The sequence below is a fragment of the Actinotignum timonense genome, assembly GCF_900155575.1.
Taxonomy (GTDB): domain Bacteria; phylum Actinomycetota; class Actinomycetes; order Actinomycetales; family Actinomycetaceae; genus Actinotignum; species Actinotignum timonense.
In genome coordinates this window covers 426,300-443,727 of sequence record NZ_LT706966.1, presented here as the reverse complement: position 1 = coordinate 443,727, position 17,428 = coordinate 426,300, and the positions used below count along the sequence as shown (strand labels likewise).

Sequence of the window (17,428 nt, the reverse complement as noted above, 5' to 3'; positions counted from 1 at the left end):
CCGCATCCAGGAACGCGACCGTGACTTCCAGCGCGGCGCGGCACGCGAACGCCCCGGGAACAGCGCGCAGTACTGCTAGGGTCACTATGTGCACGCACTGCTAAGAATTTTTCGTTTCACCTCCGCGCTGTCCCGCTACTACGTGGCGGTGGCCCTCGCCTCCATCCTCGTGACCGCCGGAACCATCATTGTTCCCTTCGTGCTCGGCGCCGCCACCGATACCGCGGTTGCTGCCGTGAGCGGCAGTCTTGACGTTGATGTGGCGGTGCGGCGGGTTATCCTGCTGGCCGGCGCCTTCCTCGCCATCGATTTTTTCTCCACCACCATCGACTCGCTGGGTGGCTATGCCGGCGACCTCATGAGCCAAAAAATGCGCTCCATCCTCTCCGTGCGCTACTTCGATAAACTCCTCACCCTCCCGCAAGATTATTTCGACCGCGAACTCACCGGCACCATCACCTCGCGCCTCAACCGCTCCATTATGGAGGTCACGAATTTCGTCAAGAACTTCGCAAACTCCTTCTTCACCACGCTGCTCACGGTGATCGCCGTACTGATTATTTCCTTCATTTATTCCCCGCTGCTCTGCCTCCTCCTGCTTATTATTTTCCCGATTTACATGTGGCTGACCGCCCTCACCTCGCGGCGCTGGCAGGGCCTGGAAGCACAGAAAAACGAAGACATCGACGTGGCCGGCGGGCGCTTCAACGAAGTAATCGGCCAGATCCGCGTGGTCAAATCCTTCACCCGCGAACGCGGCGAACTCGCGCATTTCGCCCGTCACTACGAACACGCCGAGCGCCTCACCGCCAATCAATCCCGTCACTGGCACACCATGGACTTCCTGCGCCGCATGGTTATGGCCGTTATTTTCTTCGCGATTTACGCCATTATTTTCCTGCGCACCGCACGCGGCCAATTCTCCGTGGGCGACATGGTTATCCTGGTGCAGCTCGTGGGGATGGCACGCCGCCCGGTCATGTCCATGAGCTGGATCGTGGACACCACCCAGCACGCCATCGCCGGCTCGCGCGATTACTTCGAGGTCATGGAACTCACCGAAACCGAACGCGGCCAACGCCCCGTATTGACCGGCAGCGCGACTCTTTCCAGCAGCACTGCCGTTACTCCTAACGGCGCCGTCCTTACTCCTAACGACGACGCCGCACCGGCCCGCCCACTTACGGCCCGCGCGCTCCACCAGAACGTGGTGGAAATTGAGCCTGATGTACCGGCGATTCGCTTCGAGAACGTAACTTTTGGATACGGCACCGATCCGGATGTTTTACGCGATGTTAGTTTCGCTATCGAGCCGGGGGAGCGGGTCGCTTTCGTTTCAGAATCCGGGGGTGGGAAAACCACCCTGACCTCGCTTCTCCTGGGGCTATACGAACCGCGGGCCGGGCATATTGAGCTCTTCGGCAGCGATATCGCGGGTCTGCCACTCGGGCAGGTTCGGGCCGCCATCGGGGTAGTTTTCCAGGACCCAGCGCTTTTCTCGGGAACAATTCGGGAAAATATTGCTTACGGGCGCCCGGATGCTACTGAGGACGAAATCCTCGATGCCGCGACCCGCGCACACGCGGATCGTTTTATCCGGCGTTTTGCCCAGGGGTATGACACCGTCATCGGGGAGCGCGGGCTCAAGCTTTCCGGTGGGCAACGCCAGCGCATCGCCGTGGCTCGCGCCATGCTCAAAGCTGCCCCGGTTTTGGTGCTGGACGAAGCAACCTCCGCGCTGGATACCCGCTCCGAGCGGTGGGTGCAGGCCGGTCTGGAAGAACTTATGAAAGACCGCACCTCGATTATTATTGCGCACCGGCTCTCGACTATTGCCAGCGTGGACCGCATTATTACTCTGCGCGCCGGGCGTATTGATGAGGTGGGTAGCCCGGCAGAGCTTGCCGAGTCCGGAGGTATCTACGCCGAGCTGCTCGCCTTGCAGAATGACAACTCCGCGCGCGCTCAACGCCACCTCAAACGCTACGGCTTGCGGTGAGTGTGTAAGCCGCGAGCGAGCCATGTGCGACTGTGCCGGTCTACGATAGCGGTGCGAGCGGGGTTTTTCGTTGCTATTGTGCCGATCCGTCAGTTCCTACTGCAATGATTTGGTGGGTTCTACTGCAATGATTTGGTGGGTTCTACTGCAATGATTTGGTGGGTTCTACTGCAATGATTTGGTGGGTTCTACTGCAATGATTTGGTAGGATCTACTGCAATGATTTGGTGAGTTCTGGTGCATACATGCGGTGGCTCTGCTATCGCAATGAGGGGAGAGGGTGGCACGGTGATTCCTCGCAGTGCGAGTGGTTATATCGCACAATTAGCGCAATGGTTTCCGGTAGTTTTCGTTACCGGCCCGCGCCAAAGCGGGAAATCAACCCTGGTTCGGACGGCTTTTCCCACGTATGAATACGTCAACCTCGAAAATCCGAATCTCCGTGCGGCAGCTACCCAGGATCCAGTTGGTTTTCTTGCCGCGCACCCCGCGCCGCTTATCGTTGATGAGGCGCAATACGCTCCGGATCTTTTTTCTACCATTCAGGTGCGATCAGATGAGCGTGGTGAGGCGGGCCAGTACATTTTGACCGGTTCGCAAAACTTTTCGCTGCTGCGGAGCATTCGCCAATCCTTGGCCGGCAGAGTTGGAATGCTTCAGCTGCTGCCCTTGAGCTGGCAGGAACTTCAAGCACTTGATCCTGTGCCCACACTCAGCGAAGCGCAAGTTGCCGGAGGTTATCCGCGTATTTACGACGCAGGTATCCCGGCCCACGTTTTTATGCCTAATTACGTGCGGACTTACCTTGAAAGAGATGTCGCGGATTATCTCGGTGTCCGAAATATTGACGTGTTCCGTGCTTTCCTGAGGTTGTGCGCAGAGTCGAGCGGAAGCCTCATTAACTACAGCGGCTTGGCGCGCGATATCAGCTCCACCTATCGGACCGTTAAAGAGTGGGCGTCGATTCTCAATTTCTCCTACATCACGTTTACGCTGCAGCCGTATATGTCCAGCGGTGTGAAACGAGTGACGAAGACTCCGAAGCTGTTCTTTTACGATACGGGTTTGCTGTGTCATCTTTTGGGAATCCGAAGTGCTGCTGAACTTCTGACCCATCCGAAACGAGGGGCGGTATTCGAGAATTTCGTGATCGCGGAGATGCGGAAACAATATCTCCATATGGGAACGGAGCCGGAGCTCTATTTTTATCGTGATGACTCCAAGCGCGAGGTTGATCTCCTTGATTGCACTGTGCGTAGTCACCCGCGCATTTTCGAGATTAAATCCTCGATTACGATGCGCGATAAATTCGGCCACCAGCTTTCCCAGATCGGTGAACTCCTGGGAATCCCGGCCGAAAATCGCGCGGTTATATACCAGGGTGAAGAATCGTACCAAGGGAAAAACTTTGCAGCCCAGTCGGCGGCGCACTTGCTCGCTACCTATCCGCAACCTGCGCCGGCTGCTTAACTCCCGTAGTGCGATCCTTGTTGTGCTCCGTCAAGGAGCTTTTTGAAGCCCTAAATGTCGAGGATGCTCCACATACGCGAGCTGCAACCATCAGCTCAGAGCCACAAGAGCTCTAAATGAATCAAAGTGGCTGGGTTTCGGTACCTATCGCGGAATCCCATTCGCCGAACTCTAAACTCAGTGATTTAAATACTTCGTCTGCGGGTCGGGTGGCGCCAGATTCGATGGACCGGAGGCCTTTGTCCAATTCGGCAATTAACTCCTCTTTGGTCAGCGAGCTAATATCAACCGGCCTGGCATACGGGAGCTTCACTTCAAAGGGGATGCCGCGGTGCAGGATCACTTGCTTATAAAGCAGGGTAATAAGAGTTGACGGGGAGATACCCAATAAGCTCAAAATGTGTTCTGCCCGTTCCTTGAGTTCCGGATCAATGCGGACGTATACATTCGCTGTCTTTGCCATGGGTGACCTCCTTATCGCCTGTTGAACAGTCTGCGCCAATGTAGTGGCAGGCGCAAGCACTTATCCTTCGCGAAACGCCCGGGATAAATATGGCGGCATACCGCTCCGAAACTTCGCTGCCGCCCGCCTAATTCACCCGCTCCGCCAGCACCATGCACTCCATATGCCCGGTCTGCGGGAACATATCCATGAGGCGTGCTTCGTGCACGGTAAAGCCATCCAGCAGCTGCAAGTCCTTGGCCAGCGTGGTGGGATTGCACGATGAATAGATGAGCCAGCGCGGGGGATTGGCTGCAATCCACTCGGTGAGATCTGTCAGGCCACGCCGCGGTGGATTGACGATGAGCAGATCGGGCGTGCCGCCGAGCTTGCCGGCGGCACGTGCGGCGTCGCCGGCAAAAAACTGCGCGGAACTGCCGGCCTTCGCGGCGGCGCGGCGCGCGGAATCCACCGCGGCCTCGGAAATCTCCACGCCGGTTACGCGCCGCCCCGGGCCGGCCACGTGCAGCGCGAAACCACCCACCCCGCAATACAAATCCCAGACTGTGCGCACCCCATCTAAACCCGCGGCCCATTCGCGCGCCTGTGCGTACATCGCCCGGGCAATCGTGGTATTCGTCTGGAAGAAGGAACGCGGGGTGAGATAAAGCGTCACCGCGCCGAGCGGGAACGGCAGCGTATCCTCCCCGGTCAGCACAATCTCCTCCTCACCCTCCACGAGGGCGGCACGCTGCGGCAGCAAATTAACGGAAATAACCCGAGCGTTCGGGAGCTGCGCGCGCAACCAGGGTAGATGCTTGCGAATCCGCACCACCGACTCGGTCGAGCGCAGCACAAAACGTAGTAGCAGCTCACCGCTCGGCGCCGCGGTGAGGAGAATATTTTTGAGTTCCCCGCGCCCGCTCGGCACGTCGAAAGGCGTGAGCCGCGCCCGCCCGATGAACTCGGTCAGCGCCGGGAGCGCCGCGGTAATGGGCTCCTCGTAAAGTCCGCATTCGCGCAGGTCCACCCCGCGCATATCCCGATCCAAAATTCCCAGCGTCGGCGCCTGCGTGCTTCCGCCCACGGCGAGCTTCGCTTTATTACGAAAATGCGATTCCGGGGAGAGTGCTGGCGGCAACCACTCCGGCGCGAAAGGCGCCAGCAATTCGGCCAGGCGTTCCTCCTTGTCCGCCACCTGAGCGGGGTAGGCCTCACCCATCCGAGTACACGAACGGCAGGTCCCCGCCTCAAAATACGAACAACGCACGGTCCCAGCTTAGTGGGCGCGCCCCGCATCCACGGTCTCCACCACCGCGAGCTCGCGCACCCCGCGCCGCGCCGGCCCCAATTCCACCCCGGTGATCGCCCCGGCCGCGGTTTCCTCGCCCACTAATTGCTGGCACAATTCCGCCAATTCTTCGGCTTCGCGCGGCAGAGTATCGGCCAGGAGCGCCAGGCGCGCCACCCGCCCGCGGAAATATTTCGCGGCGTGCGAGATCGTGCGGGACGTTGCGCCCGTGATGCGAGTCGCGGTTATTTTTACGACGTCGCAGCTAGCCGGCACCTTCCATCCCGCATAGGCACCGGACCTCGCGTCAATGACCAATCCGGAGGCCCGGCTGTTGAGAACCGGCCACAGGGGTGCCCAGCGTGCCGAGATTTTCGCGCCGCCCAGCTCCACGTTCATTCCCAATCGGTAGGAAGGGATGGGGTCAAGGGGCGAGGTAGCCCCGAAGAGCCCCGAGAAAATCAGGGTGTGCTCCCCGGCGCGGGTGAGCTGAGCGGCCGAGAAGCTCCCCATATCGAGGGCCTGGTAGAGCACCCCGGTATACACCTGCCAGGCCGGGGCGCAGGGCTGCTCGCGCAGCGTGATCTGCGTGGCGACCTCATCAGCAATACTCGGACCCACCCCGAGAATATCGAGGGCATCCGGGCGCCTGGATACTTCTTCCAGCTCCGCCACCAGCTCGGTGCGCAAGGCCGTGAATTCCGGGACGCTCAGGGCGCTCAGGTCAAGGGTGGGGCCGCTGGTCGGTGCGGTTTTCCCTTCCGAAGGAGGTAGGAGGATAAGCACTGTTTACTCCCCACTTTCTGCGCCCGCGTGCCAGGAGAAGAGTTCAACGTCGCTTCTGGCAGGATCAACGCCTATGACACGAGCGCTCGGGTGTGGCTCGAGTTCGAGGCGCACCCGCAGCTCAGCGGGCTGGCCAGAGTCCGCACTGGCCGGAGCTGCGTCGTCGTGCTGACGCTCCCACACGCGGTACTCGATCCAGGTATTATCCTTGCCGGTCACCTCGAGGCGGGCGCGGGTGAGCCACGGGTGGGTGCGGCGCAGCGCGATGAGGGCGCGGTAGGCGCGGTACATCCCGGCGCCCAGGTCGGAGAGCTGTTCGGGGCGTTCGGGCAGGGGCGGGCGTAGTTGGTCGTCGGCGGAAAAGCCTTCGAGTTTGGTTCCCGTGAAGCCCTGTTCGTCTCCGTAATAAATCGAAGGCATCCCGGGAACCGTGAAGAGTACCGCGGCGGCCAGCACCGCGCCGGCCGGGCCCACCGCCGTGGCGATGCGTTCCACATCGTGATTGCCGATAAACGTATTGGGAATGAAATGCTCGCAGAATTGCGCGTGCCGCCCCAGATTCCAGTCCAGCTCCCAGAAATTACGCGCGGCAATCGACTGGCGGATCGAGGCCCAGAGCTCGTATTGGGTGAGGGTATCCACGCTGGAGCGCGCCACGAAATCGGGGTAATCGCCGTGGATAACTTCGCCCAGGAACAGCGCCTCGGGGAAGCGCTCGCGGACTTTCCCGAGCACTTCCGCCCAAAAATCGGTCGGGACCGCGTAGGCCACGTCCAGGCGCCAGCCATCGATACCGCGCTCCAGCCAGAATTCCATGACCTCGCGGACCAGCTCACGCACCCGCGGCGAAGAATGGTCGAGGGTAATGAGATCCCCGTGCCCTTCCCAGGTGTGGAAATCACCGCTCTCGGTGCGTAGGCCCAGCTCTTCGAGCTGCGGGTGGGAGCGGGAAATATGGTTGAAGACGCCGTCGAAAAGCACCCGGATGCCGCGGCGGTGCGCTTCCTCAATAAGGTGGGTAATATCCGCGTTATCGCCCAGGCGCGGATCGAGGCGGAAATGATCGAGGGTGTCATAGCCGTGGGAAACCGAAGCGAAAATCGGGGTGAGGAGCAGGCCATTGGCACCGAGCTCAATAAGATAATCCAGCCACGGATCCAAAGCTCGTAAGCGGTGTTCACCGGGGGCGGCATCGGGAAGTTCCCCGGTTGCGGTCAGGGGGCTATGCCCCTCGCGAATGGGCGCCCCGCAGGCTCCCAGGGCAAAAACTTGCCACCAGATGGTGTCGAGCTGTGACATAGCTACGAGCTGCCTTTCTTCGCTTGAGCGCTTGGTTGCTTATTCGCTTATTCGTTTGATCGCTTGTGTGCCGCTACGATCGCCGCCGCGGTAGGTGCGATACCGGGTGGATCGCCGCTACGAGCGCCGCCGCGGAGCGCGCTCAGCTGGGTGAATGCGCCGCGGCCCCTCGCTCTCGATTCTAGAGCGAAGGGCCGCGAAGAGAAACGCCGCGTAACACAGCGCCCAGCGAAACTAGCGAAACCAAACGCCAGGCGCAGAAAACACGCCGCGCGAAAACCGCCAAGCGAAATAAGCGGCGTTTACTGCAAGTTAACAGTGGCGTTATGAATCCACCCGGTCTCCAGTTCCAGCTTGGCTGGAACTGCATCGGCCGGCACATCGTAGAGCAGCTTGCCCGTCACGGTATTGCCCGGATTGACCTTCTCGTAGATCATCGACGCATCGCCCAAGTACAGGGAATCCCCGGAAACCGAATGCTGGCGCCCCTCGGTATCCACGAGCTTCTGCTCCGATTCGGCGAAGCCAGCCGCTTCCTTCCCGGTATTCTTCACGGTCACATCCACAATGACGTACTGGCCGGTGGCATCCTTGCCCAGCACATCATTGCCGATATGGCTCACGCCCTTCTCCACATTGGTCACGGTCACTTCAAAATCACCGAGAACGACCGGGGTGCCGATGCCCACGGTTGCGTCGTCGTTCTTATCTTTCTTATCGCCTTTATCGCCCTCAGCCTCGGCCTTCTTATCCGCGCCCTCCGCGGCGTTCCCGGATGCGGCGCTATCGGCGGCCTGGGAGCTGGACGTGGCGGCGGGTTTGCCATCGGATTGCTTGGACAGCGCGGTGCCCACAATCGCGAGCACCACAATAACGAGCAGCGCGGTGAGGAGCTTATGGCGCGCAAACCAATTCTTTTTCTGTTCCGGAGCGGGTACTGCGCCGTACACCGGCGGCGTGGATGCTGACATGCGAGAACCTTTCTTATCTACAGCGGTGGGCGCCGCCCCGGCCAGGCAGGAGGCCGCGGCCGGAGTCGCTCACGTATCGCCTCCAGGGTAGAAGCGCGGCGCGGCGCGCACATCCTCCACCTGGGCAGCCCCGCCTCATCCCTTCGGGTGGCATTCGCGGGCCGAACGGCGGTTCTGAAGCGCGCGGGCGCGCCGTACAATCACAGGCATGACAGATTACGCGCCGAAGAAACGCAGCGGTGCGGCGGCGCGTGCGGGGCAGAGTCCGGCGCGCCGGCGCGGGCTCGCCGCCCTCCCCTTCTATCTCAAAACTGCCGCCATATATATCGTCATGGTCGTGGGGGTCGGCTACCAGATTGAACGCGCGAAAATCCGCGCGCTGCCTGGCTGGCTCGGCACCCTCGACGAAGTCGGGATCTTCGTATCGATGTGCTGCTGCATTATGGCGGGCGTGTGGGTGGCGCGCCGGGAACGCTACCCGCGCCGCGCGCTCGCGGTTGCGGCCGTGTGTTCTACTTTGGGTGCGATCGGACCGGTGGTCGGGTTTTTGCTGCCGCGCTATCTTGCGGGGGCGCGTGCATGGGGGCGACGACGCCGCGCCTTGGGCGTGTGCCTCATGTATGCCCTCATTACCGCCTGGCAATTCGCCCGCGAACTGACCGGGAAAGATTACAACTCCTCCTGGGTGATGGGTTTCCTCAACCACCAGAATCCGCTGGAGGATTTCCCGAATAATATTGTGCCGCTCCTGGTGCTCTACGCGGTGGCGGTGCTCCTCCCTATCGGTTGGGGGCTGTGGCGCAGCGCCACCGCGGAACTCCAGGAAACCCACCATCGCCTGGATGCCACCAGCGAGGAACTCCAAGCCTCCGCCGCCACTTCCGAAGAGCTGGAAACCCAGCTCACCCGCAAAGAAGAACGCGATGCCCTGGCTCGGGAAATTCATGATTCCATCGGCTCTCAGCTGGCCATTATGAGCCTGCAGGCCGGCTCCTTGGAATTGCTGGCGCGCGGGGATGCGGACTTAGAGGAAGCGGCGCGGTCGCTGCGGGAATCTTCCCGCCAGGCTACCGATGATTTGCGTTCCCTGGTGCGGGTCATGCGTGATCCGAGTTCCTCGGCCTACCGCCCGCCGCGTTCCCTCACTGAATTAGCGGATCATATTGATAAGGTGCTGGCGGCCGGGCATCCCGTCGTCGCCAATGTTTTTATTACGGATGCCGAACGTGCCCCGGCCGCGCTTACCACGGCCTGCTACCGTATCGTCCAGGAACTGCTCACCAACGCGGTGAAATACGCCCCGGAAGAAACCACCCGGGTGCGGGTGAGCGGTGGGCCGGATCAGGGCCTCGATATTGCGGTGCGCAACGCTATGCCCGCTCCGCATGATGGGGAGCAACGCGAAAGCGAGCACGGGGCGGGTTCGGGATTGCGCGGGGTGCAGGCCCGAGCCCAGGCCCTGGGCGGGCGAGCCAGCTTCACTACCGCGGGCGGCGTTTTCGCAGTTGATGTGCACCTTCCCTGGGACGGGAGTGCCCGGGGTGGCAATCCTGGAATGGTAAAATAGCGCGGTGCCGATTTCCTCACCCATTCGCGTTATGGTCGTTGATGACGACCCGATGGTTCGCCGTCTCCTGGTACAGATTATTAACCTGAGTCCGGAGCGCGATAGTGAGGTGGTGGCGCAGGCGGGCACGGCCCGCGAAGCTTTGGAAACTCTCACCGCGGTGAAGGTCGACGTCGTGCTCATGGACGTGGCGATGCCCGGGGGTATGGACGGCATCGAGGCCACGCGCCAACTGCGGAGTTTCCCGCATCCACCCCAGGTGATTGTGGTGACCACTCTGGATGCCGATGATGAAGCGGTGCGCGCCGCGGAAGCCGGCGCCTCCGGGTTTATTCTCAAATCGGAAGATCCCCAGGTTCTCCTCCAGGCGATCCGCAATGTGGCGGCCGGGGATGGCGCTCTCTCCCCGCGCGCGGCCAAGCAGGTGTACGAATATTTGGCGGCGACCCGCACCGTGAGCGCGCGCCGGCGCGCCCAGGAAAAAATCGCGCGGCTCACCGCCCGCGAACTCGAGGTGGCCCGGCAGGTTTCCCGGGGGCTCTCGAATCGCGATATTGGCGAGAAATTGCACCTGTCCGAATCCACGGTGAAAACGCACCTCTCCGCCATCGTGGCGAAAATGGGGGTGGAAGGGCGTATCGGGGTCGCGGTGGATATGACGCGCGCCGGGTTGCTCGACGACGAGCCTGTGTAGCGCCGCGAGCCCTGGTCACCGCCCGTTTACCTGGTGTTTAAGAGTTGGCGATGCGGCCGGGCTAACGTGGAGGAGGCGTGAAGCACTTTCCGCGCCCGCCACGCGCGGACCACACAGAAAGGTCGCAACGTGAAAAAACGTGCCCTCGCGGGCGTTGCGGTACTATCAGCCACGGCTTTGATGGTTCCCGGCGTCTCCCTCCTCCCGGCGTTCGCCGCGCCGGACGGTTCCGGAATTGTCATTAATGAGATTTACACCCGGGGCGGGTCCTCCGGATCCACCTACACTCATAAATACGTTGAGCTGTATAACCCGAGCTCGGCGGCGATTGACCTGAGCGATCTGACGTTGGGCTATTCGGCAAGCCACGGGAAGAACATTTCTTCCAAGGTGGCCCTGAGTGGCAGCCTGGACGCCGGGGCTTATCTGGTGGTCAGCGCCGGATCGAACGGGTCCAACGGTGTTCAGCTCCCGGAGGCGGCCACCTCCCCGATCAACCTCGGAGCCAAGGGCGGGATTGTGGTGCTGGCGCCGTCGTCGCGTATTGACGCGGCCCTAGCCGATCCCGCCACCGCTATTGACCTGGTCGGATACGGGAACGCGAGCGTGGCGGAAGGTGAGGCGGCGCGCGTCGGCTCCAATTCCCAGATGGCCGCGAATTCCGCCTCCCGCATCCCCAACGGCGCGGATACGAATAATAATGCGGCCGATTTTAGTGTTGTTCCGGCTACGCCGGGACGTGCGAACGACGACGCAACCCCGGGCCAACCGGATCCCGGCACCCAGCCGCAACCCGGGCCAAGCACCGGCCCCGGCACCGAGCCAACAACGGAGCCGGGCACGGGAAGCACAAGCGATCCGGCCGCGCTCGTCACTATCGCGCAAATTCAGGGAAGCGGGCAGGCAAGTCCGCTCGCCGGGCAGGAGGTGACCACGCGCGGCGTCGTGACCGCGGCCTACCCGGAAGGCGGACTCAACGGGGCCTATATCCAAACGCCCGGGGTGGAACATGCTGATGCATCCCACGGTATTTTCGTGTACGGGGCAGCGGCCGCCCAGCTGGAGGCCGGCGCCTATGTGGAGGTGCGCGGCACGGTCACCGAATTTTACGGGCTGACCGAAATTAATGCTGCTGCTATTACCGCGCTGGAGGAAAAGCCGGCGGCGATTGAGCCGGTTGAGATTGCCTGCAATGCCACGGCGGCGCAGCGCGAAGCGGTGGAGGGCATGCTCGTGCGCGTGACCGGGCCGCTCACGGTGACTAATAACTATGCCACCAACCAGTACGGTGAGGTGGGCCTGGCCTGCGGCACCCAGCCGCTGTGGCAGCCCAGCGAACGCTTCAACCCGAGCGAGAACCCCGAGCAGATACAGGCCCTGGATGCCTATAACGCGGCGAATGTGCTGGTTGTGGATGATGGGCGCTCGCGGGCCTACTTTGGGCGCAATGCCCAAACGAATGTGCCGGTGCCCTATCTGTTCGCGGATAATGCGGCCGGCGATGCTGCGCAGGCCGCGCCGGTGCGAGTGGGCGCCGCTGCGACTCTCCAGGGCGGGCTCATTATGGACTTCCGCAATAATTCCTGGAAGCTGCAACCGCGCTTCCCGGTGACGCTGGAAGATGGCACGGATCGCTCCACCGAGGTGGTCACTTTTGAGAACACCCGCGCGGCGGCCCCCGGGAATTTGGGCGGGGATATTTCTCTCGCCTCCTTCAACGTGCTCAACTACTTCACCAGCCTCGGCGAAAATGAGAAGGGCTGCCGGGCCTATACCGACCGCGAAGGTAATCCCATCGCGGCGAATCGGTGCAAGGTGCGCGGGGCCTATACCCCGGAGTCTTTCGCGCGCCAGCAAAGCAAGATTGTGCGGGCCATTAACGAGCTAGATGCCACCGTGCTGGGGTTGCAAGAAATTGAGAATACCGCCCGGGTCTCCGGCGGGGATCGCGATACTGCGGTGCGGGCCCTGGTGGCGGCCCTCAATGCGGACGCGCAGGCCGAGCGCTGGGCTTATGTGCCTTCCCCGGCGAAAGTGGGGGAGAACGAGGACTATATTCGCCTTGCCTTTATCTACCAGAAAGATAAGGTGCGGGCGGTGGGTCCCTCGCAGATTCTCAATAGCGAGTGGTATACCGGGACCGCGCGCCAGCCGCTGGCGCAAAGCTTCCAGGCGATTGTGGATGGCGAAGGCGTGGGCCCGGAGTTCGTGGTGATTACCAATCACTTCAAGTCCAAAGGTTCGCTATCCAAGAAGATCGCGAATGACGAGGATGTGTACCAGGGCAATAACAACCTCCTGCGCACCAAGCAGGCCGAGACGCTGCGCGATTGGATCGCTGCGGAGTTTGCCGATAAGCCGGTGTTTGTGGTGGGGGATCTCAACTCCTATTCGAAGGAGGACCCGATCCGGGTCTTTGAGAAGGCCGGCTACACCAATCTGCACGGGCATTTCCAGCCGGATTCCTACACCTACCAATTCTCCGGGTTGGTGGGCTCGCTCGATCACGTGCTGGCCAATCCCGCCGCCGCGAAGCTCGCCACCGGCGGGCAGGTGTGGAATATCAATTCCCCCGAGTCGGTGGCCCTGGAGTACTCCCGTTACAACTACAACATCAAGAATCTGTGGGATGAGAGCGCTTTCCGCTCCTCGGACCACGACCCCTTCAAGGTCGGGCTCAAGGTGATTCCGGAGAAGGAAGATCCGGCTCCTGCGCCGGAGCCGACTCCCACTTCGCCGGAACCGACCGCGCCTGAACCTACTCAGCCTGCACCGGAACCGACGCAGCCGGAGCCTACTCAGCCGGAACCCACGAAGCCCGCGCCGGAACCGACGGCGCCTGAACCAACCACGCCCGCGCCGGAACCGACGGTACCTGCGCCCGCACCGACAACTGGCAATATGTTCTACCTATCCAATACCTGGCAAGCCACCGTGGCCGACCTCGTCTTCAGCTACGGCCGGGCCGGCGATGAGGTCCTGGTCGGTGATTGGGATGGTGATGGTGTTGATACGTTTGCGGTGCGGCGTGGGAATGTCTTTTACGTGAAGAATTCCCTGGCCAGTGGCGAAGCGGATAGCGTGTTTTCCTACGGCCGGGCCGGTGATGAGGTCCTGGTCGGTGATTGGGATGGTGATGGTGTTGATACGTTTGCGGTGCGGCGTGGGAATGTCTTTTACGTGAAGAATTCCCTGGCCAGTGGCGAAGCGGATAGCGTGTTTTCTTATGGCCGGGCCGGTGATGAGGTCCTGGTCGGTGATTGGGATGGTGATGGTGTTGATACGTTTGCGGTGCGGCGTGGGAATGTCTTCTATGTGAAGAATTCCCTGGCCAGCGGCGCGGCAGATACCTCCTTCTCCTACGGCCGGGCCGGGGATGCCACCCTCGCGGGAGATTTCGACGGCGATGGCCGGGACACCCTCTCGATTCGCCGCGGCAATACCATCCACGTCAATAACTCCCTGGTGAGCGGAAACGCTGATCACACCCTCCCGTACGGGCGGGTAAGCGATGAGCTCTTCATCGGAGACTGGGACGGTAACGGTACCGACACCCCAACGGTGCGCCGCTAACCTCCATATTGCTACCAACACGGGTGGGTGCCGGGACCGCGAGTTCCAGCACCCACCCGCGTTGTATGGGAGAAATTCTCAGGATATAACGCCTTGCGTTAATAACGTGTGGCGTTATATTCTTATTTTGTGATTGCTTCGTTCGCAGATCGGGACACAGAGCGTCTCTATTGGCGAGAGCGTGTTAAGGGACTCGACTCTCGAATAGCACGGAAGGCGCTCATGAAACTGATGCTGCTCGACGCGGCAACGGAACTCGATGAGCTGCGGGTACCGCCAGGTAACCGTTTGGAGGCTCTTAAGGGTAATCGTGCTGGTCAGTACAGCATCAGAATTAACCATCAATGGCGTATCTGTTTTCTTTGGACGCCACAAGGTCCAAGCGAAGTTGAAATAGTTGATTATCACTAGGGAGGTATCATGACTAGCAAGATTCCCCCGATTCATCCGGGAGAAATCCTTGAAGAGGAATTCCTGGCACCGTTGGATATTACGCAGCACAAACTTGCGATTGCCATTGAGGTTCCTCCGCGTCGAATCAATGAAATTGTGCATGGGAAGCGTCGGATCACCGCGGATACCGCGTTGCGGTTGGGGCGTTTCTTTGGGACCAGTGCTCAGTTTTGGATCAATCTGCAAACCCACTATGACCTGGAGAAGGAGTTAGATGCGCTAGGGGATGAGCTAGAAAATATTCAACCCTTGCAGAGCGCGTAATCGGGTACGGTAGCGGGGTTCTGGCCTCGGAACACAGCCCCACCCGCAACCTCGGCTTACCGGACGCAATCGGATAGCACCTCGTGCAGGGCGTGACGTTCGTCGTCGTCGACCCGAAGCCCGTACGCACGCTTGACCGCCACCTGCCGCGCGGCGTATTCGCACACAAAAGCCGGGTTATCCGGCAACCACTGCGCGGCGGTGGCGTGCCCCTTCTCCTTATTCGCCGCCCCAGAGACCGCGAGCAAATTGAGTGGGTCGGTGGCGAATTGCGCGCGCGTATCCGCGTCCCAATCCTGCGCCCCGGCCCGCCACGCATCGTAAAGCGCGACAACATGATCAATCGTTACCGCCTCGGGCGCGCGGGCGCGGTCGAAAGAAATCACCGTTCCGCTATACGGGTCGCGGAGGGTTCCGGTGGCGACGACGCAGCCCGGCGGCGTGGACTTCCCCGACCAAAATGTGACTCCCGCGAGATCGCGGCGCAGCACTTCGTTACGCACCGTGCAGCCGTCTCCGTCGGTATCGGGCCAGCCATCTCCCAGGCAGAACTCGGCGCGCGAATACCCGTGCCCGGAATCGGGGCGGCCCCCGGGCAGCAGCTTGAGTGCGGAAAGTGCCTCGGACGCGGTGAGTTCGCCGTTGCTCGCATCGCTCGCGCTGCCCGCCGCGCCACTCGCGCTGCCAGCACCACCAGGAGCCGGAGCGGAATCCGAATCAGCGCGCCACAACTGGATGAGCGCCACCGCGAGGACCACCAGCAGCGCGGCAATCACGTTCCACATGCGCCGGTGCGGCGAAGGGGAAGCTGCGCCGGATGCGCGCTCGGAAGCACCGGGAGCACCGGATGCGCGGCCGCGGTTCCCAGATGCACCGGAACGATGAGGCGCACCGAAACGACCAATCGAAAAACGCATACATAACCTTTCGGGACACATGCCCGTGGCGGGCCTGCGCCTGCAAGGTAGCATAGTGAGGGACCTTGGCACAGTTACGACAATGAAGGAGTTATGAATGGCCCAGGCACTTGAGACCGATATGGTGAAGAAGTTTGCGGAGGATTTCGCGGCGGATCGCACCGCTCGCATCGTCCAGAACGCCGTCACCCAGACCTCGATCACGAAGGTCGCCCAGGATCGCGATGTTATTAACGCGATTGATCCGTCCATGTCGGTGAAGGTGGACACCTGGAAGGTGAATAACCAGAAGAAGTCCGGGCGCTGCTGGCTTTTCTCCGGGCTCAGCTCGCTGAAGATGCTCGTCAATCGCGCCACCGGCCTGAAGAACTTCGAGTTCTCCCAGTCCTTCCAGCATTTCTACGACAAGCTGGAGAAAGCCAATTATTTCCTCACCTCCATGATTGAGCTGGCGGACCGCCCGGTCGATGACCGCACCGTGCACTACCTGCTGTCCGATCCCATCGGGGACGGCGGGCAGTGGAATATGTTCGTGGCCCTGGTGGACAAGTACGGGGCCTGCCCGAAGTTCGCGATGCCGGAAACGGAATCCTCCTCCAATACCCAGCTCATGAACCGCACCCTGGAAATGCTGCTACGCCGCGCCGCCCACGATATTCGCGAGGCTGAAGCCGGCCAGCGCGAAGCCGTGCGCGAAAAGTTCATGGGGCAGGTCTACCGGGTGCTCGCGATTCACCTGGGCACCCCGCCGGAAAGCTTTGTGTGGCAGTACGAAGATGAGGAGGGGAACTTCCACCGCGAAGGGAAGATGACCCCGGTGGAATTCGCGCAGAAGTACCTGCCGGATCTGGATCAGTACGTGTGCATCGTCAACGATCCGCGTAATGAGTACGGCAAGCTCTACACCGTGGATCGCCTCGGCAATGTGGTGGGCGCCAAGCCGGTCACCTACCTCAATGTTCCCATCGAGGTCATCCGCGAAGCCACCATCGCCACCCTCAAGGACGGCCAGCCCGTGTGGATGGGGTGCGATACCGGCAAGCAGTCGGATCGCGAACGCGGTATTTGGGACGGCCAGCTCTACGATTACGAAGGCACCTACGGGATTGACCTGGCGCTCTCGAAGGCCGATGAGCTCTACTACGGCGAAGCGATGATGACGCACGCCATGGTGTTCACCGGCGTTGACCTGCGTGAAGATGGCAGCCCGCGCCGCTGGCGCATCGAAAACTCCTGGGGCGATGAGCACGCCGATAAGGGCTTCTGGACCATGAACGATTCCTGGTTCGACCAGCACGTTTTCGAAGTTGCGGTCACCAAGGATCGCCTTTCCGCCGAGCTGCTGGCCGCGCTGGAAACCGAACCGGAAGTGCTGCCCGCCTGGGATCCGATGGGTTCGCTGGCCTAAACCGTGGAGTACGGCCGGTACGCACCCTCGCCGAGCGGAGACCTGCACCTCGGGAATCTCCGCACCGCGCTCCTCGCCTGGGCTCTGGCCCGGCGCAGCGGGCGCGGTTTCCTCATGCGCGTGGAGGATATGGACGAACGGTCCCGCCCGCAGTTCCAGGAGCGCCAGCTCGCGGACCTGCGCGCCCTTGGCATCACCTGGGACGGCCCGGTCCAGATCCAATCCCAACGCACCGCGGGGTACGACGCCGCCTTCGCGTCCCTGTGGGAACGTGGACTGCTCTACGAGTGCTAT

Annotated in this window: 15 protein-coding genes; 9 read left to right on the top strand and 6 right to left on the bottom strand. The window is 61.4% G+C overall.

Features of this window, described 5'->3' with window-relative positions:
* Window positions 1-88 precede the first annotated feature (88 nt).
* Window positions 89-1,999 carry an ABC transporter ATP-binding protein gene (locus CZ322_RS01880; protein WP_087069985.1) on the top strand — a complete coding sequence of 637 codons (1,911 nt, stop codon included), beginning with the start codon at window positions 89-91 and terminating at the stop codon, window positions 1,997-1,999.
* A 267-nt stretch (window positions 2,000-2,266) separates the two neighbouring features.
* Window positions 2,267-3,469 (top strand): ATP-binding protein, encoded by a 1,203-nt coding sequence (locus tag CZ322_RS01875; protein ID WP_087069984.1) that lies wholly within the window; start codon window positions 2,267-2,269, stop codon window positions 3,467-3,469.
* 121 nt (window positions 3,470-3,590) lie between these two features.
* Here CZ322_RS01875 and CZ322_RS01870 read toward each other — a convergent pair whose 3' ends face one another.
* The 5 genes from CZ322_RS01870 to CZ322_RS01850 form a co-directional block, all read right to left on the bottom strand.
* A complete protein-coding gene (locus tag CZ322_RS01870) occupies window positions 3,591-3,932 on the bottom strand; it encodes a type II toxin-antitoxin system RelB/DinJ family antitoxin (protein WP_087069983.1) in 342 nt (113 codons plus the stop codon).
* A 127-nt stretch (window positions 3,933-4,059) separates the two neighbouring features.
* Window positions 4,060-5,133: a methyltransferase domain-containing protein gene (locus CZ322_RS01865; RefSeq protein ID WP_087069982.1), complete on the bottom strand. Its 1,074-nt coding sequence runs from the start codon at window positions 5,131-5,133 to the stop codon at window positions 4,060-4,062.
* 57 nt (window positions 5,134-5,190) lie between these two features.
* On the bottom strand, window positions 5,191-5,988 hold the full coding sequence (locus CZ322_RS01860; RefSeq protein WP_087069981.1) for a YaaA family protein: 798 nt from the start codon (window positions 5,986-5,988) through the stop codon (window positions 5,191-5,193).
* A 3-nt stretch (window positions 5,989-5,991) separates the two neighbouring features.
* Window positions 5,992-7,287, bottom strand: a complete 1,296-nt coding sequence (locus CZ322_RS01855; RefSeq protein WP_087069980.1) for an alpha-amylase family glycosyl hydrolase — start codon at window positions 7,285-7,287, stop codon at window positions 5,992-5,994.
* Window positions 7,288-7,589: 302 nt separating this feature from the next.
* The gene (locus CZ322_RS01850) at window positions 7,590-8,258 is read right to left on the bottom strand and encodes a DUF4352 domain-containing protein (RefSeq protein WP_087069979.1); all 669 of its coding nucleotides are present in this window, start codon (window positions 8,256-8,258) and stop codon (window positions 7,590-7,592) included.
* Between the two features lie 208 nt (window positions 8,259-8,466).
* Between CZ322_RS01850 and CZ322_RS01845 the strand changes: the two genes are divergently transcribed.
* The 5 genes from CZ322_RS01845 (at window position 8,467) to CZ322_RS01825 (ending at window position 14,809) form a co-directional block, all read left to right on the top strand.
* Complete coding sequence (locus CZ322_RS01845; RefSeq protein ID WP_087069978.1) at window positions 8,467-9,825, top strand: sensor histidine kinase; 1,359 nt, start codon at window positions 8,467-8,469, stop codon at window positions 9,823-9,825.
* Window positions 9,826-9,829: 4 nt separating this feature from the next.
* The gene (locus tag CZ322_RS01840) at window positions 9,830-10,519 is read left to right on the top strand and encodes a response regulator (protein ID WP_087069977.1); all 690 of its coding nucleotides are present in this window, start codon (window positions 9,830-9,832) and stop codon (window positions 10,517-10,519) included.
* 129 nt (window positions 10,520-10,648) lie between these two features.
* Window positions 10,649-14,092, top strand: coding sequence for an ExeM/NucH family extracellular endonuclease (locus CZ322_RS01835; protein WP_087069976.1), 3,444 nt, complete (start codon window positions 10,649-10,651; stop codon window positions 14,090-14,092).
* A gap of 108 nt (window positions 14,093-14,200) precedes the next feature.
* On the top strand, window positions 14,201-14,503 hold the full coding sequence (locus CZ322_RS01830) for a type II toxin-antitoxin system RelE/ParE family toxin (protein WP_311370872.1): 303 nt from the start codon (window positions 14,201-14,203) through the stop codon (window positions 14,501-14,503).
* A 9-nt stretch (window positions 14,504-14,512) separates the two neighbouring features.
* Window positions 14,513-14,809, top strand: coding sequence for a HigA family addiction module antitoxin (locus CZ322_RS01825; protein WP_016441845.1), 297 nt, complete (start codon window positions 14,513-14,515; stop codon window positions 14,807-14,809).
* A gap of 56 nt (window positions 14,810-14,865) precedes the next feature.
* Here CZ322_RS01825 and CZ322_RS01820 read toward each other — a convergent pair whose 3' ends face one another.
* The gene (locus CZ322_RS01820; protein ID WP_200807158.1) at window positions 14,866-15,726 is read right to left on the bottom strand and encodes an HNH endonuclease family protein; all 861 of its coding nucleotides are present in this window, start codon (window positions 15,724-15,726) and stop codon (window positions 14,866-14,868) included.
* Between the two features lie 97 nt (window positions 15,727-15,823).
* On the opposite strand from CZ322_RS01820, the gene CZ322_RS01815 reads away from it, so the two are divergent.
* Entirely contained in the window at window positions 15,824-17,134 is a 1,311-nt protein-coding gene (locus CZ322_RS01815) for a C1 family peptidase (protein ID WP_087069975.1), read from the top strand.
* A 3-nt stretch (window positions 17,135-17,137) separates the two neighbouring features.
* Window positions 17,138-17,428, top strand: a 291-nt coding sequence (locus CZ322_RS10185) for a glutamate--tRNA ligase family protein (protein WP_234984415.1), incomplete at its 3' end; no start/stop codon positions are given.